Origin of the sequence: Tenacibaculum sp. 190524A02b (assembly GCF_964036645.1) — a bacterium.
Lineage (GTDB): Bacteria > Bacteroidota > Bacteroidia > Flavobacteriales > Flavobacteriaceae > Polaribacter > Polaribacter vairaonense.
In genome coordinates this window covers 3,686,195-3,705,760 of sequence record NZ_OZ038525.1, presented here as the reverse complement: position 1 = coordinate 3,705,760, position 19,566 = coordinate 3,686,195, and the positions used below count along the sequence as shown (strand labels likewise).

The 19,566-nt window shown below is 31.3% G+C and carries 20 protein-coding genes; 3 read left to right on the top strand and 17 right to left on the bottom strand.

Features of this window, described 5'->3' with window-relative positions; translation table 11 throughout:
- Window positions 1-73 precede the first annotated feature (73 nt).
- From ABNT65_RS15165 to gdhA, 13 genes are all read right to left on the bottom strand, one after another.
- Window positions 74-769 (bottom strand): ABC transporter ATP-binding protein, encoded by a 696-nt coding sequence (locus ABNT65_RS15165; protein WP_348703064.1) that lies wholly within the window; start codon window positions 767-769, stop codon window positions 74-76.
- 11 nt (window positions 770-780) lie between these two features.
- Window positions 781-2,259, bottom strand: a complete 1,479-nt coding sequence (locus tag ABNT65_RS15160) for a DUF5687 family protein (protein WP_348739531.1) — start codon at window positions 2,257-2,259, stop codon at window positions 781-783.
- A 114-nt stretch (window positions 2,260-2,373) separates the two neighbouring features.
- Window positions 2,374-2,874 (bottom strand): DUF1761 domain-containing protein, encoded by a 501-nt coding sequence (locus ABNT65_RS15155; RefSeq protein ID WP_348703066.1) that lies wholly within the window; start codon window positions 2,872-2,874, stop codon window positions 2,374-2,376.
- A gap of 95 nt (window positions 2,875-2,969) precedes the next feature.
- Complete coding sequence (locus ABNT65_RS15150; protein WP_348746211.1) at window positions 2,970-3,959, bottom strand: DUF4837 family protein; 990 nt, start codon at window positions 3,957-3,959, stop codon at window positions 2,970-2,972.
- 5 nt (window positions 3,960-3,964) lie between these two features.
- On the bottom strand, window positions 3,965-5,491 hold the full coding sequence (locus ABNT65_RS15145) for a lytic transglycosylase domain-containing protein (protein WP_348746210.1): 1,527 nt from the start codon (window positions 5,489-5,491) through the stop codon (window positions 3,965-3,967).
- A gap of 75 nt (window positions 5,492-5,566) precedes the next feature.
- Window positions 5,567-6,328 (bottom strand): exodeoxyribonuclease III, encoded by a 762-nt coding sequence (locus tag ABNT65_RS15140; RefSeq protein WP_348703069.1) that lies wholly within the window; start codon window positions 6,326-6,328, stop codon window positions 5,567-5,569.
- A 75-nt stretch (window positions 6,329-6,403) separates the two neighbouring features.
- Window positions 6,404-7,063, bottom strand: a complete 660-nt coding sequence (locus ABNT65_RS15135) for a 3-oxoacid CoA-transferase subunit B (protein WP_348703071.1) — start codon at window positions 7,061-7,063, stop codon at window positions 6,404-6,406.
- 115 nt (window positions 7,064-7,178) lie between these two features.
- A complete protein-coding gene (locus ABNT65_RS15130) occupies window positions 7,179-7,520 on the bottom strand; it encodes a four helix bundle protein (RefSeq protein ID WP_348703072.1) in 342 nt (113 codons plus the stop codon).
- A 31-nt stretch (window positions 7,521-7,551) separates the two neighbouring features.
- Complete coding sequence (locus ABNT65_RS15125) at window positions 7,552-8,253, bottom strand: CoA transferase subunit A (protein WP_348703073.1); 702 nt, start codon at window positions 8,251-8,253, stop codon at window positions 7,552-7,554.
- Window positions 8,254-8,272: 19 nt separating this feature from the next.
- Window positions 8,273-10,576 carry a transglycosylase domain-containing protein gene (locus ABNT65_RS15120; protein ID WP_348746209.1) on the bottom strand — a complete coding sequence of 768 codons (2,304 nt, stop codon included), beginning with the start codon at window positions 10,574-10,576 and terminating at the stop codon, window positions 8,273-8,275.
- Window positions 10,576-11,079 (bottom strand): gliding motility lipoprotein GldH, encoded by a 504-nt coding sequence (locus ABNT65_RS15115; RefSeq protein ID WP_348746208.1) that lies wholly within the window; start codon window positions 11,077-11,079, stop codon window positions 10,576-10,578. The genes ABNT65_RS15120 and ABNT65_RS15115 overlap by 1 nt, the downstream gene beginning before the upstream one ends.
- Window positions 11,054-12,553, bottom strand: a complete 1,500-nt coding sequence (ricT, locus tag ABNT65_RS15110; RefSeq protein ID WP_348746207.1) for a regulatory iron-sulfur-containing complex subunit RicT — start codon at window positions 12,551-12,553, stop codon at window positions 11,054-11,056. The genes ABNT65_RS15115 and ricT overlap by 26 nt, the downstream gene beginning before the upstream one ends.
- A 283-nt stretch (window positions 12,554-12,836) precedes the next feature.
- Window positions 12,837-14,180 carry an NADP-specific glutamate dehydrogenase gene (gdhA, locus tag ABNT65_RS15105; RefSeq protein WP_348703077.1) on the bottom strand — a complete coding sequence of 448 codons (1,344 nt, stop codon included), beginning with the start codon at window positions 14,178-14,180 and terminating at the stop codon, window positions 12,837-12,839.
- Window positions 14,181-14,374: 194 nt separating this feature from the next.
- On the opposite strand from gdhA, the gene pheS reads away from it, so the two are divergent.
- The 3 genes from pheS to ABNT65_RS15090 are packed head-to-tail and all read left to right on the top strand — an operon-like array spanning window position 14,375 to window position 16,335.
- On the top strand, window positions 14,375-15,394 hold the full coding sequence (gene pheS / locus ABNT65_RS15100) for a phenylalanine--tRNA ligase subunit alpha (protein WP_348703078.1): 1,020 nt from the start codon (window positions 14,375-14,377) through the stop codon (window positions 15,392-15,394).
- A 6-nt stretch (window positions 15,395-15,400) separates the two neighbouring features.
- A complete protein-coding gene (locus tag ABNT65_RS15095; RefSeq protein WP_348703079.1) occupies window positions 15,401-15,940 on the top strand; it encodes a phosphatase PAP2 family protein in 540 nt (179 codons plus the stop codon).
- Window positions 15,940-16,335, top strand: a complete 396-nt coding sequence (locus ABNT65_RS15090) for a hypothetical protein (RefSeq protein ID WP_348739523.1) — start codon at window positions 15,940-15,942, stop codon at window positions 16,333-16,335. Before ABNT65_RS15095 ends, ABNT65_RS15090 begins: the two co-directional genes overlap by 1 nt.
- A gap of 19 nt (window positions 16,336-16,354) precedes the next feature.
- On the opposite strand, the gene ABNT65_RS15085 is transcribed toward ABNT65_RS15090, so the two are convergent.
- From ABNT65_RS15085 to ABNT65_RS15070, 4 genes are read right to left on the bottom strand one after another with little or no spacing between them, the layout of a single operon-like run.
- Window positions 16,355-17,410: an isoaspartyl peptidase/L-asparaginase gene (locus ABNT65_RS15085; protein WP_348746206.1), complete on the bottom strand. Its 1,056-nt coding sequence runs from the start codon at window positions 17,408-17,410 to the stop codon at window positions 16,355-16,357.
- Between the two features lie 23 nt (window positions 17,411-17,433).
- Window positions 17,434-18,348 carry a glutaminase gene (locus ABNT65_RS15080; protein WP_348703082.1) on the bottom strand — a complete coding sequence of 305 codons (915 nt, stop codon included), beginning with the start codon at window positions 18,346-18,348 and terminating at the stop codon, window positions 17,434-17,436.
- A 12-nt stretch (window positions 18,349-18,360) separates the two neighbouring features.
- Window positions 18,361-18,978: an NAD(P)/FAD-dependent oxidoreductase gene (locus ABNT65_RS15075; RefSeq protein ID WP_348746205.1), complete on the bottom strand. Its 618-nt coding sequence runs from the start codon at window positions 18,976-18,978 to the stop codon at window positions 18,361-18,363.
- Window positions 18,979-19,560, bottom strand: a complete 582-nt coding sequence (locus ABNT65_RS15070) for a MarC family protein (RefSeq protein WP_348703084.1) — start codon at window positions 19,558-19,560, stop codon at window positions 18,979-18,981.
- Window positions 19,561-19,566 lie beyond the last annotated feature (6 nt).

The window sequence follows — 19,566 nt, the reverse complement described above, 5'->3', positions numbered from 1 at the left end:
CTTTACAACAACTATCCTTTTAAGTTATTGTGTGTAAATGCGTAAAAATAGTAATAAAATGGTAATTTTTATCTTATGCAGAAAAATAGCTTTCTAATTCTTCTAAAGTTTCTGTAGAGGTATTGATATCTTTGACTACATTCCCTTTATCTAAGACCACAATTCGTTCACAAACTTCTGTTACATGGCTTAAATCGTGACTTGATATTAACACTGTTATTTCGTTATCATCTACTAACTCCTTTATAAGTTTTTTAAGTCGTATTTGAGTTGTAGGATCCAAATTTGCAAAGGGTTCATCTAGTATCACTACTTCAGGAGTTCCCATCATTGCTGCGACAATCCCCACTTTTTTCTGATTTCCTTTACTTAAATCACGTAAATATTTCTTCTTTCCTAGAATTTCATCGTTAAAAAATTCTTCAAATTGAGTTATAAATATTGTTACATCTGCTTTATTCATTCCTCTAAGTTCGCCTACAAACTCAAAATACTCATTAGGTGTTAAATATCCAATTAAAAAGCTTTCATCAATAAAGGAGCCTGTTATTTTTTTCCAATCTTCTCTTTCATTAACTATAATTTCATTATTGGTGATTTGCCCTGTTGTTGGTCTTATTAAATCCAACAATGTATTAAAAAAGGTTGTTTTACCTGCTCCATTGTTTCCAACTAATCCAAAAGATTGTCCTTTCGGTATTTGTAATGTTTCAATATTTAAAACCTGATTTCCTTTATATTTTTTGGTAAGATTTGTTACTTGTATCATACTGTTTTCTGTTAGTTTTCTTGATCAAATGCATGGATCATTGCGTATTTATTTGTAATATATTTTTTAGTAATAAAGCTCATTAACTTTTGATGAAATACAATTCCTAATACCCCTAATATTATTAGAGTTAACGTTGCAACTTCAAAATTCACCAACCAATTGATAAGCCCAAATAAAATCATAGGTACTATCATTAATGGAATTCCTATTAACCATTGTACTGCTCCTGTTCCTTGATAATTAAATGCTGCTTTTTGATCAAGATTAATTTTCTTCCTATTAAACGAACCTCCATACATAATTACATGTGTATTTACACCTATATTATAAATAGCTGCTGCAAAATGCGCTACTAAAATTTTCCATCCAAAATACACATAGGGAATTCCTAATAGAAACAACGCAATGATACTAATAGCCATTAATATAAATTTAGATTTTAAATAGCGTTCATACTTAAAGTTTTGACTCATTAACATTTTATAGTAACCGCTATCCCAAGCAGGAATAAATTGTCCAAAATTCATTAAGAATATTCCTGTAGAAAAAATGCCTATGAAAATAAAAAAGAACTCTTTATCTGCATACTCTGGTTGTGGATAGAAGAATAAGCCATATAAAAGTCCTATAAATAACATCCAAACTGTTGATTTTGTTCTTTTATTACGCATAATAAGTTTTAAATCTAATTGCATAAAAGGTGCAATATCTCCAAAACGTTTTGTCCAAGTATAATCAGATGATTTGGCTTCTTCAACCTTATTTTTTATTGCTGAGTCTAAAAACAATACTGTTTTAAGTAGTTTATAATTCAAAACATACAACAACACCAATAACGCAATTAACACCAATATTAAAATGGGCATATTTGAGATTGCTAAAATTCCCTTAGCAATTAATTTTGAAAAGGAAAATATTTTAAAGTAATCAATTGCAAACAATACAGAAGCGATTGCCAGTATTGGTAAAAAAGACAAACTTGTTTTGGCACTTATACTTTCTATTATAAAGTTTAAGAAATTAATAATTAATACAATTATAATTAAGCTAAACATCCAAGTTACTATCTGTATGGAATCATACCCTTTACTCATCAATACAATACTAAAAGGTACGATAGCAAATAGTGGTAAGAAGTTAAAAAACGATACTGCTGATTTACCTAAAACATAGTTAATAATTTTACTTCTTTTAATGGGTAATATTAATAATGGTTTAATAGACATTACAGGTAGTTTTTGTAAGAAAAATCTAGCTATTAAATCGCCCATAAACCAAAAGAATAAGAATTCATTTACAACAATAAATGGGTCTTTTTCTGGATAAACTTTCTTCAAAGCTGGATACATACCAACCCCTAAAGACAAAAACATTACCACAAAATAGAGTGCAAAAAAGCCTAAGAGAATTTTAAGTCCAATGCTTCTTTCCCAATACGAGGAGCGGAAATATTGTTTTCTCTCTAAATTTAAAAAACGTAAAATCATTCAACTAATTAGTTTGTATAACAAATAGGTGTATTTTTTTTTGATTTTGTTACATAAAAAAAGCATCAATTTAAAATGATGCTTTTTTGTATTATAATTTTATCTCTAAGTTTGTTAAGCCCATTGACATACAATACCTCCCATTAAAGCAAGTGTTACCGTCCAATAACCTACATTAATAGCAATATATTTAAATGATTTTCTTTCAAACAATGCTTTTGTTCCTAAAATTGGTAGCACAATAAATATTCCAGCTAAAACGCCATGCAATGCTCCATGCTTAAATGTTCTAAAACGATCACCAAAATTAGACATGAACTCTTGATAATAGGCATAACCTCCACCCGTTTTCTCTGCAAAACCAGGTTCTCCTGCTAAGGTTGAGAATACTCCCCATTGATGTATTACTAGCATTTGCATTGAAAAAGCTAATATGGCGCTAAATACAAAGCTCAAACCAAATATTAGAAGCATATTACCTCCTTCAATATCTTTTTGTGTAAAGTTCATTTCTTTCATCCATGCTTTTTGAAAAAGCATAGGTCCGTACCAAAGGAATCCCATTATCATTGGCACAAAAGCTGCCCCAAGAATTGCTAAAAAATTTGTTTCCATTGTATAATTAAGTTTAAGGTTAAGTATCTCAAATATAACAAAAAAGCATCAGGACTAGTCCTGATGCTCTTTTTAAACTCAAAAATGAGTATACCTTATTTTATTTTCATCGATTTTGCTATAGCTTCTAATTCAAATAAAAAATCTCTTTTATTTACAGAAGGCGCATACGTAAACCCTTCAAAAATTACTAAACGTTTGTTTTGTTTATCAACTATTGTATAATTTAAAAATGGGCCTGCCATAAAATCATTTTTAACTTCCCATTTCCCTCTAGTTTCATAGGCATTCTTATTATCCATGGTGGTTGCATATGTAAATGGTGTGTATGCTTGTTCTGTAATCATATACATTCCTTCTTTGCTACCTGGAATGTGTTTTTTACCAATAGTGTCTCTAACTGCTGTAATATTATCTTCAACTTTTGTTTCGTCTTCAAAAGGAACACTGTATATAAGAATATTATTAGTACCATCTCCTCTAGCAATCCCACTTTTTAAACGTTGACGTAACCATAAAAAATCACCTGTATCATCCACTTTTTTAAATCTTTTGGGAATATCAATCGTAATTCCTAAGTTTTTAATTGTTTCAAATTGATTTTCATCTACTTTTTCTCTTTTAAAGATGTTTTGAATAAACTTAATATCTTCATTTTTGAATGTTTGAATAATTTCTTTGCCTCTTTTATTGATTAGTTTTATTATAGCTTCTTCATCTTTTGCTACAGCATACACTAATATTTGTGGTGAGGCATATTTGTTTTTTTCAACTCTAATACTTTCTTCTTTTCCTTTTCTTATAAAAAGAATAGCCTTATTGTTTCTCATAAAGGTTTTGAAACCTGATGGATCAACTTGGCTTACTGAAAGTAGTGTTTCTGGTTGTGGTAAACCAACTTGATGTTCTCCAAAAACAGTTCGTATTTCATCTCCTATTTTTCCTTCCCAATCGTTTCCTTTAACAACAATTAGGATTTTGTTTGTACTCCCTGTTGATGTTGGTAATACAAACGTGTCTTTACCTCCTGTTTTACAAGAAACAAGTGTTAATATAGATATTAGAAATAAGGCTATTTTCCTCATGTTTTCTAGCTTTTAAATATTTTTAATTTCATTCCTGGCTTAAGCTTTGTTACACTCCAAATATTGTTCCATTTTTTAATTTGGTCAATAGAAATTGAAGGGTATTTTTTAGAAATCGTCCATAACGAGTCTCCTTCTTTAACGGTATAGATTTCATATTTTCCTTTTGGTTCACTGCTAATTTTTTTTGTGCTTTTTCTTACTTTCCTAAATCTCCTTGGATATATACTTAATCTTTGTCCAATTCGTAAATTATTTGAACGTAGTCCATTCCATCGTTTTATACTACTTACTCTAACGCCAAATCTTTTAGCTATTTTCCCTAAATAATCTCCACTACGCACTCTATAACGGATTCGCCTATCCATTTCAAAATACTTAGGTAATGGTTTTTCTCTTTTGGCATCATCTTTTTCCACTAATGCATATAAATCATTCTCTTTTTCTAAAAAGTCTATGACTTTATTACGAGGTAACCTCACAACATATTTTCTATCTTTCACCAAAGGAATAATATCTAACTTGTATTCAGGATTTAAAAACGATAATAGTTCTGTATCAATCCCTGTTGTTTCTGAAATCTGATCAAAACTAACGGTCTTTTTAACTTTTATAGTATCTGTTTCAAAATGAAAAATTTTTGGTGCTTCAGGATATAGTTTATGTTCTTTTGCATATTCAAAAATGTACATAGTCGCATAAAATGCTGGTACATACCCTGCAGTTTCTCTTGGTAAATAAGGTCTAATATTCCAATAGTTTTTATACCCTCCAGATCTTTTAATTGCTTTAGAAACATTACCTGGTCCTGAGTTGTATGCTGCCAAAGCTAAATCCCAGTCTCCAAAAATTTTATATAGTTGATTTAAGTATTTACATGCAGCAATAGTAGATTTCACTGGGTCTTGGCGTTCATCTACATACGAACTCACTTTTAAACCAACTTGAACACCTGTTCCATACATAAATTGCCATAATCCTGTGGCTCCAACTCTTGATTTTGCTCTTGGTTTTAGAGCCGATTCTACAATTGCCAAATATTTCATTTCCAAAGGAATGTTGTATTGATCTAAATAGCGTTCAAACATTGGAAAGTAATACTGTGCTCTAGCCATTAAAGCTGGATAATATTTTCTTCTGCGTTTTAAATATCCATTAATTACTTGTTCTAAAGACGGATTATAAGCTAAATGAAATGGTGTATTCACATCTATTTTTGATAATCTGGTTTTTAATAATTCTGAAGAAAGTACTAATGTTGGATCACCAATAATGTCTTTATCGTTAATTACATATTGAATGCTATCAAATATAGGAGCATTAAACTGTTCTTCAACCAATAAACTATCTATTATTTTTAAATCAGCATCTGTAAATAATGTATTTTTAAGTTTATTAATGGAATCATTTTTTGTAGTTATAGAATCTATAGGTTGCTTTATTTCTTTTTTAGCAATAGTAGTACTATCAATAGGTTCTTGCGCAATTATTGAAGTTGTAAAAAAAAGTAGTAGTTTAAGTAGATTTTTCATTTTTATACCTGTAAGAAGTTAAAATCAATAACATTTTAATTTAAATATTATTGATTTTTTTATCTTATAATTCTGTTAAACATCCAGTTCTAGTGCTATTGGACAATGATCTGAGTGTTTTGCTTCTGGTAAAATATACGCTCTTGTTATTTTATCTTTTAAAGGCTCAGCAACCATTGCATAATCTAAACGCCAACCTTTGTTATTAGCTCTAGCATTTGCTCTATAACTCCACCAAGAATATTCTTGACGGTCTGGATTTATATGACGGAAACTATCTATAAATCCACTATCTATAAATTTCCCTAGCCATTCTCGTTCTTCTGGTAAAAATCCTGATACACCTTTCATTTTAGGATTATGAATATCTATTTCTTCATGACAAATATTATAATCTCCACAAATTACCAAGTTAGGAATTGTTTTTCTTAATTCAGTTGCATACTCTAGGATTTCATCCATGTATTTAAACTTGTAATCAAGACGAGCACTATTGGTTCCTGATGGTAAATACATACTCATAACCGAAACCTCATCATAATCCACACGAAGATTTCTTCCTTCAAAATCCATAGATTCTATTCCTGTTCCATATTCAATATGTTTAGGTTCTTTTTTACAGAAAACAGCTACTGAAGAATAGCCTTTTTTTTCTGCTGAAAACCAATAATGATATGGATATCCAGCATTCTCAAATTCTGTTACATCCAACTGTTCTTTATGTGCTTTGGTTTCTTGTATGCAAATTACATCTGGATTTGCAGCTTTTAACCACTCTATAAAGCCTTTTTTTAACGCTGCTCGTATGCCATTTACGTTGTATGAAATTATTTTCATTATCCCCTCTCTAACCTTCCCATAGGGAAGAAGTTTTAATTCTTAGTTTATTATCTATCTTTTTAGTACGTAATTTTAGGATGCGATATCCATTTCAGGAATATCTCCATTGACAACTAAAGTTCCTTCTGTTGCCGCTTTAATTTCCTCTACAGATACTCCTGGGGCTCTTTCCAATAAATGAAAAGTATTGTCTTTTATTTCTAACACGGCTAAATTGGTTACTATTTTAGTAACACATCCAACTCCTGTTAATGGTAAAGAACATTTTTTCAACAGCTTTGAAGCTCCTTTTTTATTAGTATGCATCATAGCCACAATAATATTATCCGCACTTGCAACTAAATCCATGGCTCCTCCCATTCCTTTTACCATTTTCCCTGGAATTTTCCAGTTGGCTATATCACCATTTTCTGCTACTTCCATAGCTCCCAAAATAGTTAAATGTACATGCTTACCTCTAATCATTGAAAAGCTGGTTGCTGAATCAAAAAAGCTTGCGCCTGGTAAGGTAGTTATCGTTTGTTTTCCTGCATTAATAACATCTGCATCTTCTTCTCCTTCATACGGAAAAGGTCCCATTCCTAAAACGCCATTTTCACTTTGAAATTCAACCTCAATATCATCACGTACAAAGTTGGCTACTAAGGTTGGAATACCAATTCCTAAGTTTACATAATATCCGTTTTTTACTTCTTTTGCTATACGTTTAGCTATTCCGTTTTTATCTAACATTTTATTTAATGTATCAATTTAGTAATGTAACTGTGTATCAATTGCATATTATAATTCAATTTTAAAATGCACCTAATTTGTTTACTGAACATCTATTTTGAAAAACAACGCTTATTTATTTTGACTTGATACTCGTACTTAAAATTTTATATAGAATTAAACCTAATTCTTTCACTTTAATATTTAAAGTTAAGTCAGAAGGGTAACTTTTTGACTTCTCACAAAGAATTAACCAGTATTTTGTTTCTTCTAATTCTTTGGTTGCGATCTTGATTTTATGAATAAAATCTGATTTACTTTCTGCATTCTGAGCTTCGTGAATATTAGCTCCAATACTAGTTCCAGATTTTAATAATTGCTTAGCAATGACAAACTTTTTATTCTTTTCTAGAATTTCACAAAATTCAATAATTAACAATGCAACTTCTATTGATTTTTCTACAACTACATTTTTCATTGTTACATTGATAGATTGCTACATTTAGGAATTAAAGTTTTTGACGTACCGTACGTTGTTCTATTCTTTTTTCGTAGTTTTCTCCTTGAAAAATACGTTGTACAAAAATCCCAGGTATATGAATTTGATTTGGATTTAATTCTCCAACAGGAACCAATTCTTCTACTTCTGCAACAGTAATGGTTGCTGCTCCACACATATTTGGATTAAAGTTTCTTGAAGTTCCTTTAAATATTAAGTTTCCAGCTGCATCACCTTTCCATGCTTTTACAAAAGCAAAATTAGCTTTAAATGCTGGTTCTAAAACATACATCTTACCATCAAACTCTCTGGTTTCTTTACCTTCTGCTACTTCAGTACCGTAACCTGCTGGTGTATAAAAAGCAGGAAATCCAGCTTGAGCTGCTCTGCATTTTTCTGCTAACGTTCCCTGTGGTGTTAACTCTACCTCTAACTCACCTGATAACATTTGACGCTCAAATTCATCATTTTCGCCCACATAGGAAGAAATCATTTTTTTTATTTGACGATTTTGTAATAGTAAACCTAACCCAAAATCATCAACACCTGCGTTATTAGAAATACAAGTAACATCTTTGATTCCTAATCGTACTAATTCTGCAATGGCATTTTCTGGAATTCCACATAATCCAAACCCACCTAACATCAATGTCATTCCATCTTTTACACCAGAAACAGCTTCTTGTACATCTTTTACTTTTTTATTAATCATATATACTGCTTAGTTAGTGTTAAAAATCAGTTTCTTCTTCTTTTTCCTCGTTCTCTTTTGAATCTTCTCCTTCTTTCTCTTTAGGTGCTTTGCTACAATCTATTTGGATTGTTAATTCTTCAGTAGGTTTTTCAAAATCTTCCGTACTTATATTTAACGTTTTATCTTCATAACATTTCTTCATAAATAATCCCCATGTTGGTAAAGACATAGTAGCTCCTTGTCCTAATCCTATACCGTAAAAATGGGCAGCTCTATCTTCACCTCCTGTCCATACTCCGGTTGCTAAATTAGGTACAATTCCCATAAACCAACCGTCAGATTGGTTTTGTGTAGTTCCTGTTTTTCCTGCAATTGGATTTGTGAACTCATAAGGGAAACCTGTAGTTGCTTTTTTCCTTTTAGTCCATTTTGAACGTAATCTAGCTCCTGAACCTGATTGAGTAACTCCTTTCATTAAATCAAGAATAACATACGCTGATTCTTCACTTAACACTTCTTTTGTTTCTGGAACAAATTCAGTTAATACTGTTCCGTTTTTATCTTCTATACGCGTAATCATCATTGGGCTTACACGTAATCCTTTATTTGCAAAAGTTGAATAAGCACTTACCATTTCAATTAAAGATAAATCAATAGAGCCTAATGCTATAGATGGATTTGCTTCAATCTTGGATTTTATCCCTGCTGATTCTGCCAACCTTGCTACATTAATAGGAGAAACCATATCAATTAGCCTTGCTGTAATAACATTTGTTGAGTTAGCTAAAGCGTCCTTTAACGTTTTTTCTCCTCCGTATTTATTGTTAGAATTTTTAGGCGTCCAGTCTTTAGGCATTCCATATTTTTCTTTTGGAATTGTATAAGGCGTATTTGGTAGTTTATCACATGGCGACATTTTTAATTGATTAATAGCTGTTGCGTATACAAAAGGTTTGAAAGTTGATCCCACTTGCCTCTTTTGTTGTTCAACAGCATCATATTTAAAATATCTATGGTTAATTCCACCTACCCATGCTTTTATATGTCCTGTTTGTGGTTGAATAGCTAATAATCCTGAGCGTAAAAAATGTTTGTAATACAAAATAGAATCATTAGGTGTCATTACTGTATCTCTTTCTCCTTTCCAAGAAAAAACACGCATGTCTGTTTCTGTATTAAACGATTTCTCTATTTCTTTCTCAGACTTTCCAGCCGCTTTCATTCTTTTATATCGAGTAGAGTTTTGTTTTGCTCTTCTCATGATTCTATCAATTTCTACTTTCTCTATATCATAAAAAGGGGCTGTTTTATTCTTTTTATGCTCTTTAAAAAAGAACTCTTGAAGATTAGCCATATGTTCTTGTATTGCTTCTTCAGCATACTGCTGCATACGAGAATCTATAGTTACATATACTTTTAAACCGTCTTTATAAATATTATATGCTTCTCCATTGGATTTTGGATTTTCTTTAGCCCACTTTTTAAGAAACTGCTTCAAGTTTTCTCTAAAATAAGTTGCTAATCCGTCACTATGACTTTCAGGTGTGAAATTTATTTTTAATGGTAATTTTTGTAAGGAGTCTTTTTCTTTTTCTGTTAAGAAATTATTTTTAACCATTTGCGCAAATACTACATTTCTTCTTTGAAGTGATTTCGCTTTTGATCTTTCTCTATGCGGATTATACTGTCTTGGGTTTTTTAGCATGGCTACTAAAATTGCAGACTCTTGTAAATCTAAATCTCGAGGTTCTTTTCCAAAATAAATTCTAGCTGCTGAACGAATTCCTGTAGCATTAAATAAGAAACCTTGTGTATTTAAATACATAGTTATGATTTCTTCCTTTGTATATTGACGTTCTAGTTTAACAGCTACAACCCATTCTTTAATTTTTTGACCAAGCCTTTTAAAAATATTACTAGAACCTCCTTTATTAAATAAGTTTTTTGCTAATTGTTGAGTAATAGTACTTGCTCCTCCCTTTCTACCTAAATTTGCAACCGCTCTTAATGTGCCTCTAAAATCAATACCTGAATGTTCATAAAAACGTTCGTCTTCAGTTGCTACTAACGCTTTTACAATGTTTTCTGGTAAATCTTTATAATTAATGGGCGTTCTATTGGCTTTTACGTAATACTTCCCTAATGTTTTCCCATCAGCTGATATTACTTCCGTTGCTAAATCACTTTTAGGGTTTTCCAACTCTTCAAAAGTAGGTAAAGCACCAAGTGCTCCCCATGAAGCTAATAAAAATATGAGGCAAATAAATCCTAAACTACCTAAAATGATTCCCCAAAACCATTTTATATACTTTCTAAAATTGGTTGTTTTTTCTTCTGTCATTATTCTGTTTTTTCAATTCTAAATCCAACATGTGTAAGTCCTTCCAACTCTTCTATACCTTTTATTTCGCCATTTTTACGCATAGATTGACGTACTTTTAAGGTATAGTTTCCTTTGTTTGGAAATGTTATGTTTTCTTTATAAAAAAGTTTGTTTTCTTTAACATCAAAAACACCACTTCCTAAAAACTTGCCTTTAGCATCCGCCATATCATATTCCAATGTATCAATAACATTGTTTCCATCTGGAAAATTCATTTCTGTTATTACAAATAAGTTACTATACGCATAGTCTTTATTGTTTCTAATGTTTAGAAATAAATTATGTTTTTTAAGTGTATCATTAATGGAAAAAGCAAATTGTATTGTATTTCTCTTATTCCATGTTTGTTGAGGAATGGGTATATATTCATCAAATACCCTATTCTTATCACAAGAAGCAATAAAAAAAGTAGCTATAATAGCTAATAGAAATATGTTACTTTTGCTCTTTGTTTTCAGCATTTCTATTGTTGTTTTTATTCCGCCTTCTATTATTATTGTTATTATTTCTCCTTTTTTGATTGTTAGGTTTGTTTCCTTGATTTTTATTTTGAGCTTGCTTTTTCTGATTTGGTTGTTGCTTTACCTCAGTTTTAGTATCCTTTGCTGGTCTATTTTTAGTTCTAGCTCTAGTATTTTCGCCTTTCTTTCTTTCTACTGTAGGTTTGTTTCCTGATGTATTGGTTTTTGGCTTCGGTTTAGCTTTTCTATTATTAGCATTAGCTTGAGGTTTCTTGTTTCCTCTAGTAGTTTTATCATTTGTTTTATTTGGACTATTTTTAGCCTTATTTGCTGGCTTTCTTCTTCCTTTTCTTCTATTCCTTCTTGGCTTTTTAGGCGTATCAAAACGAGTTAAGCTATCTTGACCAACTACATTCTCAAAATCTACTTCCGGTTCTGCTATTATTTCCGACTCATATTCTTCTAACGGCGAAGCTAATTCTTCATTAGCATTTAGCTCCAATATTTCTTGTACTTGTTCTAAAGATAATTTATACCATTTAAAACTTTCTTCTTTGTAGGTATACCAAAGTAGTTCTTTAAAGATATCCATTTTTACAAAAACAGCATCTCCTTTTTCCGTTTTTAAGATGACATCTTGTTTAGGAAATTCTTTTAAAGCATCTAAATACGTATCTAACTCAAAGTTTAAACAACATTTTAACTTACCACACTGTCCTGCTAATTTTAAAGGATTTAATGATAATTGTTGATACCTTGCTGCGGCAGTATTTACTTTTCTAAAATCTGTTAGCCAAGTTGAACAGCATAATTCTCTTCCACAAGATCCAACACCCCCTAGTCTCGCTGCTTCTTGACGCATACCAACTTGCCTCATTTCAACACGAATTGAAAAAGCACTTGCTAAGTCTCTAATTAATTGTCTAAAATCTACTCGATCATCCGCTGTATAATAAAAAGTAGCTTTGGTTCCGTCACCTTGGTACTCTACATCCGAAAGTTTCATTTTCAGACCTAGCTTACTAATAATCTCTCTTCCTCGTCTTTGGGTTTCAAGCTCTTTATTTCTAGCTTCTTGCCATACATCAATATCCTTTTGAGAAGCTTTTCTATAAATCCTTTTTACGTCTTCACTACTTGCTTCAACTTTTCTTTTCCTCATTTGCACTTTTACCAATTCACCAGCTAAAGATACTATACCTACATCATGACCTGAGGAACCTTCTACGGCTACCACATCTCCCATTGATACAGTAAATTTTTCTGTGTTTTTATAAAAATGCTTTCTTCCGTTTTTAAAACGTACTTCGTATATATTAAATGGAGCTTCACCTGTAGGTAAAGCCATATTTGATAACCAATCAAAAACAGCCAGTTTATTACCACTTCCACATGTTCCAGTACCACAATTTCCATTACTCTTACAGCCTCTTGGAACGCCATTCTTGTTAGTTGAGCAACTGCTACAACTCATAATTATTATGTCTATGTTTATATATATGTTTTTTAAACCTGAATAGCATCAGCATCAAAAAACAGTTTTATCGTATTGATTTTTAGCTAGATTAAACTTTCTCTTGTCTATATCTACCAATGAGTAAAGATACATATAATAACGGAATGTGAAAATTCAATTTTATACATAGAAAAAGTTGTTACTTTCACAGCTTTAAGAATACTTTTTCTTTACTTTCTAACTAAAGAAAAAGGCCTTGTGATATTCACAAAGCCTTTTTAAAATTATTTTATAGGATATATTAAACCACTCCTTGATCTAACATTGCATCCGCTACTTTTACAAAACCAGCAACATTTGCCCCTTTTACGTAATCTACATAACCATCTTCCTCTGTTCCGTATTTTACACAAGCTTCATGAATATTATTCATAATTCCATGTAACTTACCATCTACTTCTTCACGAGTCCAAGATAAACGTAATGAGTTTTGAGACATTTCTAATCCTGAAGTAGCAACTCCACCTGCATTAGAAGCTTTACCTGGTGCAAATAATATTTTTGCATTTTGGAATACTTCAATTGCCTCAGGAGTAGAAGGCATATTTGCTCCTTCTGCTACACAAATACATCCATTAGCTACTAATGTTTTTGCTTCTTCTCCATTTAACTCATTTTGAGTTGCACAAGGTAAAGCTACATCACATTTTACTCCCCAAGGTCTTTCTCCTTTGAAGAATTTTGCTGATGGATATTTCTCTACATATTCATGAATTCTTCCTCGTTTTACGTTCTTTAACTCCATTACAAATGCCAATTTATCAGCATCTATACCAGCTTCATCGTAAATATATCCTGAAGAGTCAGATAAAGTAACTACTTTACCACCTAACTCTGTTACTTTTTCAGTTGCGTATTGTGCTACGTTTCCTGAACCAGAAACAGCTACCGTTTTCCCTTCAAAAGAATCTCCTTTAGTTTTTAACATGTTCTCTGCAAAGTAAACATCTCCGTAACCTGTAGCTTCTGGACGAATTAATGATCCACCCCAAGTAGCTCCTTTACCAGTTAATACTCCAGTAAATTCATTACGTAAACGTTTGTATTGACCAAACATATATCCTATTTCACGTCCACCAACTCCTATATCTCCAGCAGGAACATCAGTATCAGGACCAATATGACGTGCTAATTCAGTCATAAATGATTGGCAAAACGCCATTACCTCACGATCTGACTTTCCTTTTGGATTAAAGTCTGAACCTCCTTTACCACCACCCATTGGCAATGTTGTTAATGAGTTTTTGAACACTTGCTCAAATCCTAAAAACTTTAAAATAGATAAGTTTACTGATGGGTGAAAGCGTAAACCTCCTTTGTATGGACCGATTGCAGAGTTAAATTCTACTCTATAACCTCTATTAACCTGAGTTTCTCCATTATCATCTACCCATGGTACTCTAAACATTAAAACGCGTTCCGGTTCAACCATGCGTTCTAATAATTTTTTTCCTTGGTATTTTGGGTTGTTTTCTATAAACGGAATAACTGTTTCTGCCACTTCATGTACAGCTTGCAAAAACTCTGGTTCATATGCATTACGTTCTTTAACGTAATCCATAAAAGCATTTATTTTAGATTCCATAAATCTTTTAGTTGTTCTGTTATTAAAATTTAACAATTTTACTTGGCAAATATAATTAATTTACAATTTGTTAAATTTGATTTTATACTTTATTTTTAAGTTTTCTCAATCGTTTTCGTTATTCAGTGATTTCTACTCTTTTTTTTCGTAAAAAAACGTAAATTTGTGGCTTAATTTGGACAGACGATATTACAATGTTAGATAAGGTTAAAGAACTGATTGGAGATGTAAAGACTTTCACGGCGACTTCTAAAGAGGAAGTGGAAGCTTTCAGAATAAAGTATTTAGGCAGCAAAGGCTTATTAAAAGATTTATTTGCTGAATTTAAAAATGTAGATGCTGAACTGCGTAAAGATTTTGGCCAAGCTCTAAACAACCTAAAGAAATCTGCGGAAGGAAAAGTTGCTGAGCTAAACGAAGCTATTGAGAGTTCTGTTGAGGAAAAAGGTGTTTATGGAGACTTAACTAGACCTGCTGAACCTATTGAGTTAGGTTCTAGACACCCTATTTCTATTGTAAAAAATCAAATTATTGAAGTTTTTAACAGAATTGGATTCACTGTTTCTGAAGGTCCTGAAATTGAGGATGACTGGCATAATTTTACCGCTTTAAATTTACCAGAATATCACCCTGCTAGAGATATGCAGGATACCTTTTTTATAGAAAAAAATCCTGATACGCTATTAAGAACACATACCTCATCTGTTCAAGTACGTTATATGGAGAATAACGAACCTCCTATTAGAACTATTTCTCCTGGTAGGGTTTTTCGTAATGAAGATATTTCTGCACGTGCACATTGTATTTTTCATCAAGTTGAAGGTTTATATATTGACACTGATGTTTCTTTTGCTGATTTAAAACAAACATTATTATATTTCACTAAAGAAATGTTTGGTAAATCGAAAATACGCTTGCGTCCTTCTTACTTCCCTTTTACCGAACCTAGTGCGGAAGTTGATATTTATTGGGGACTAGAAACTGAGACAGATTATAGAATAACAAAAGGAACTGGTTGGTTAGAAATTATGGGTTGTGGTATGGTTGACCCTAATGTTTTAAAGAATTGTAATATTGATCCAACTAAATATTCTGGTTATGCTTTTGGTATGGGGATAGAGCGAATTGCAATGCTTTTATATCAAATTCCTGATATTAGAATGTTTTATGAAAACGATAAGCGTTTCTTAGAGCAGTTTAAATCTGTGTTATAAATATTTATGAGACTTTTAGGTCTTCTACTTTTTTTTGTAGTATTTAATAGTTGTATTACTTTTTCTCAGAAGAGTTTTATAGAAAGTTCTGGAGATATTCTCCAAATAGGTATCCCTGCTATTGCTTTGGGCTCTACTTTCTTTTTAAAACAAAGTGACAAGCCTCATTGGCAATTTGCAAAAGCAATGGGCACTTCTTTTGTTATTACACACTCTTTAAAAAGAATACTAAACAAGAAAAGACCTAACGGCGGTAATCATGCATTTCCTTCTGGACATACTTCGGCTGCTTTTACTGGCGCTGCTTTTATTCATAAAAGATATGGCTGGAAATACGGAATTCCTGCTTATTTATTAGCTAGCTATGTTGGTTATTCCAGAATTTACGCAGACAAACATGATATTTATGATGTAATTGCCGGGGCTGGGCTAGGCATTATCTCCTCCTTTATCTTTACAAAGTCTTATTTAGAAAATAGAAAGATAACATTTGGAGGAACATTTACTAAAAATCGTATTTTAATTAGTTTTAATTATCATTTATAATGAAAAAAGATATTCATATACCTGAGGTTACAGATATAGAAATGGCAATTGTTCTGGAACATAATGACACTCACAATACTGAGGATTGGAATGTATACCTTATTAACAAAAAATCTACTAACATTGAAATGGTAGTCATTGTTTCTCAAGGTTTTTCTGAAACTAAAACCACCTCTGTTTTTAGAAAAAAGTTAGACGCTTTACCTGCTAATTCTATTGCTAAAATAGAATTAATTCAACCTGAACTATTTGCTTTAGACAATCGTTTTCAGGTTAGTTTTTTTGAAGGAAATACTTTGTACGACAAAACATTTCTATTTGAAAAGAACACCATTAAAGAAGGCTCTTTACGTATGATTAAAGGCATCAACAAAAGAGGAGTTATTTGTAAATAAAACAACAACTCCTCGGTTTTTATTCTTTATAAATTTTTATTTCTAATTCTCCTTTAGCATTCATTGAGGCTCTGTACATTCCTGCCGTATTGAATTCAAATGCCATATTTCCATTATTATCTATCGCTATTACACCTCCTGTTCCTCCAGATTTTGTCAATTTATTTTGAATTACATCTTTGGTTGCTTCTTTTAAAGATACTTTTTTATACTCCATTTGCGCGGCTATATCATGTGCTATAACCCCTCTAATAAAATATTCTCCCCAACCTGTTGATGATACTCCACAAGTAGCGTTATTTGCATAGGTTCCTGCTCCTATAATTGGAGAATCTCCAATTCTATTCCATTTTTTATTAGTCATTCCTCCTGTTGAAGTTCCAGCAGTTATATTACCATTTTTATCTAATGCCACGCAACCAACCGTTCCATATTTACTATTCTTAATATCTTCATCATAAAACAATGCTGACTTATCATCATGATCTAACTCAGCTTTCTCTTTATCTTTTATTCTTTGAAGAGATTTAAAGCGTTTTTCAGTATAAAAGTAGTCAGGACTCATAATTTCCAACCCTTGTTCCTTAGCAAACATATCTGCTCCTTTTCCCGATAATAATACATGGTTTGAATTATTCATCACCTTTATGGCAGCAGAAATTGGATTTTTAATTGTTTTTACACCAGCTACAGCTCCAGCGTTCAATGTTTTTCCTTCCATTATGGAAGCATCCATTTCATTTGCTTCATCATTCGTAAAAACAGCTCCTTTTCCTGCATTAAACAATGGTGAATTTTCCATAATTTTTATTGAAGCTTCCACTGCTTTAATACTTGTTCCTCCTTCTTTTAAAATACTATGACCAGCAGTTATTGCTTGTTTTAATTTTTCTTTATAAGCTTCTTCTTTCTCTTTCGTCATATTCTTTTTAAGAATGGTTCCTGCTCCTCCATGAATTACTATAGCAAACTCGTTTTTCTTACCATCTTCAAGGTTATTTATTACTTTAGTTTGCTTCTTTTCACAAGCGAATACTACTAATAAGAATAGTAAGTAGATTATTGTTTTCTTCATTTTGATTAGTATAAATTCATTATTTAAAAGATAGATAGTTTAGATTGAGTTGTAAACTCTTCTAAAAAACGCATTCCTTTAAAGGAATTTCCTTTTTTATTTAATTTAGGGCTCCAAACGGTAATAACATATTGATTTGGGTGCACTGCAACAATACCTCCTCCAACGCCACTTTTACCTGGTAAACCTACTTTGAAAGCAAACTCTCCAGATTCGTCATAAAAACCACATGTTTGCATTAATGCATTTACTCTTTTAGTTTGACTTGGTGTTAAAACACTTTTTCCTGTATTATGATTTACTCCTTTATTTGCCAAAAACAAAAATGTTTGAGATAGTTCTTTTGCAGACATTTCTAAAGAACATATTTCAAAATAAAAATCCAACACATCATTTGGGTTATTATCTATATTCCCAAAAGACTTAATAAAATTACATAAAGCTATATTTCTATAACCTACTGACTTTTCAGATATTGCTATTTTTTCTGAATAGTTAATATCACTTGACCCTGATAAACTTCTCACAAATAGTAAAAAATCTTCTTTTGGACTTTTCAGCTTACTTAAAAGTATATCCACTATAACTATAGCTCCAGCATTTATAAAAGGGTTTCTTGGTATTCCATTATCAGTTTCTAATTGTACTAAAGAATTGTAACTATTGCCTGATGGCTCTACACCAAGTCTTTCCCATATTTTTTCTCCAATAATACTATACGCCAAACTCAATGTTAATACCTTAGAAATACTCTGTATTGAAAACTTAACATTATATTCTCCTATACCATAATCAATATTATCAGTTGTAATAAAAGAAACACCAAAATTTTCTGGACTTACTTTTTTCAATTCTGGTATATATGAAGCTACTTCTCCTGTATCATTTATATCTTGTATCTGATGATAAATACCAGTGATTATATGGTCAAAACTCACTTTTACTTTAAATTATTTTTCGACTTTAATTTTATCATGCACCTTAGTTGGAATGTTATCATTCCAAAATGTTAAGATATCAGTTGCTACACTAGCTCCACTTCCTGCAGCTATAGAAAACTGACTTCTCCACCCTGCAATAGTACCACAAACATATAATCCTTCTTTTATTAAATGATTAAAATTACGAAGTTGAATCCTATCTTTCATCGCATTAGCTCTAGAGTGTCTTTCTGCATATTGCTCCAACCCAACAATATCAAAAGGTTTTGAGTAATTCAAAGCTACTACAACTATTTTACTATAATATTCATTTTTATTGGTTATAATTTTATAACCTTTTTCATCATCTAAAACTGCTTGAACTTTTTCTTTTTCTATTTGAATTACACTTGGATACTGATTTGATAGTTGTTCTTTACCCTCTTTTAAAATATCCCTACCTAAAGTTCCAGGAGGCATTCCTAAAACATTATTAAATAAAGCATCTTGTAAGTGAGAAGCTCTTTGATGCATCAATATGCCTATTTTCTTGTTTTTTACAAACTCTTTATTGTTTGCAGATCCTAAAACTAAGGCGCATTGCATACCAGCAACACCACCTCCAATTATTAAAGTATCAAAAATCATTTATGCCATTAACATTTTTATGTTTGCAGCAAATAGTTTTACTGCAATTGCTAACAATACTACTCCGAATATTTTTTGTATTATCTTAATCCCATTAGGTCCTATAAATTTCTCAATTTTAGAAGAAGTTTTTAAGACTACGTATATTAAAACTACATTTAAAAAAATAGCTACTAGTATATTTTCCCATGCATATTCTGCTCTTAATGATAATAATGTTGTTAAACTACCTGGACCAGCAATTAGTGGAAATGCAATAGGGAAAACTGATGCATTTAACGCCTCGTCCTCTTCTTCTTTATATAAGGTAATTCCTAAAATCATTTCTAAAGCAATAAAGAACAAAATAAATGCTCCTGCTACTGCAAATGAATTAACATCGATACCAATAAAACCTAAAAGTCTTTGTCCTGCAAATAAAAAAACTACCATGATGACTCCTGCTATGACGGAAGCTTTTTCTGATTGAATATGTCCAACTTTTTTTCTTAAATCAATAATTATTGGAATATTACCAATGATATCAATTACTGCAAACAAAACCATAAAAACGGTGAAAATTTCTTTTAAATTAAAATTCATGATATA

Bases quoted from the DNA above. Each gene is read 5' to 3' on its own strand.
- ABNT65_RS15075 (WP_348746205.1), bottom strand. From the start codon at position 18,978: ATGATTTTTGATACTTTAATAATTGGAGGTGGTGTTGCTGGTATGCAA.
- ABNT65_RS15145 (WP_348746210.1), bottom strand. From the start codon at position 5,491: ATGAAAAATCTACTTAAACTACTACTTTTTTTTACAACTTCAATAATT.
- ABNT65_RS15085 (WP_348746206.1), bottom strand. From the start codon at position 17,410: ATGAAGAAAACAATAATCTACTTACTATTCTTATTAGTAGTATTCGCT.
- ABNT65_RS15140 (WP_348703069.1), bottom strand. From the start codon at position 6,328: ATGAAAATAATTTCATACAACGTAAATGGCATACGAGCAGCGTTAAAA.
- ABNT65_RS15135 (WP_348703071.1), bottom strand. From the start codon at position 7,063: ATGTTAGATAAAAACGGAATAGCTAAACGTATAGCAAAAGAAGTAAAA.
- gdhA (WP_348703077.1), bottom strand. From the start codon at position 14,180: ATGGAATCTAAAATAAATGCTTTTATGGATTACGTTAAAGAACGTAAT.
- ABNT65_RS15090 (WP_348739523.1), top strand. From the start codon at position 15,940: ATGAAAAAAGATATTCATATACCTGAGGTTACAGATATAGAAATGGCA.
- ABNT65_RS15130 (WP_348703072.1), bottom strand. From the start codon at position 7,520: ATGAAAAATGTAGTTGTAGAAAAATCAATAGAAGTTGCATTGTTAATT.
- ABNT65_RS15125 (WP_348703073.1), bottom strand. From the start codon at position 8,253: ATGATTAATAAAAAAGTAAAAGATGTACAAGAAGCTGTTTCTGGTGTA.
- ABNT65_RS15150 (WP_348746211.1), bottom strand. From the start codon at position 3,959: ATGAGGAAAATAGCCTTATTTCTAATATCTATATTAACACTTGTTTCT.
- ABNT65_RS15115 (WP_348746208.1), bottom strand. From the start codon at position 11,079: ATGCTGAAAACAAAGAGCAAAAGTAACATATTTCTATTAGCTATTATA.
- ricT (WP_348746207.1), bottom strand. From the start codon at position 12,553: ATGAGTTGTAGCAGTTGCTCAACTAACAAGAATGGCGTTCCAAGAGGC.
- ABNT65_RS15120 (WP_348746209.1), bottom strand. From the start codon at position 10,576: ATGACAGAAGAAAAAACAACCAATTTTAGAAAGTATATAAAATGGTTT.
- ABNT65_RS15165 (WP_348703064.1), bottom strand. From the start codon at position 769: ATGATACAAGTAACAAATCTTACCAAAAAATATAAAGGAAATCAGGTT.
- ABNT65_RS15155 (WP_348703066.1), bottom strand. From the start codon at position 2,874: ATGGAAACAAATTTTTTAGCAATTCTTGGGGCAGCTTTTGTGCCAATG.
- pheS (WP_348703078.1), top strand. From the start codon at position 14,375: ATGTTAGATAAGGTTAAAGAACTGATTGGAGATGTAAAGACTTTCACG.
- ABNT65_RS15070 (WP_348703084.1), bottom strand. From the start codon at position 19,560: ATGAATTTTAATTTAAAAGAAATTTTCACCGTTTTTATGGTTTTGTTT.
- ABNT65_RS15160 (WP_348739531.1), bottom strand. From the start codon at position 2,259: ATGATTTTACGTTTTTTAAATTTAGAGAGAAAACAATATTTCCGCTCC.
- ABNT65_RS15095 (WP_348703079.1), top strand. From the start codon at position 15,401: ATGAGACTTTTAGGTCTTCTACTTTTTTTTGTAGTATTTAATAGTTGT.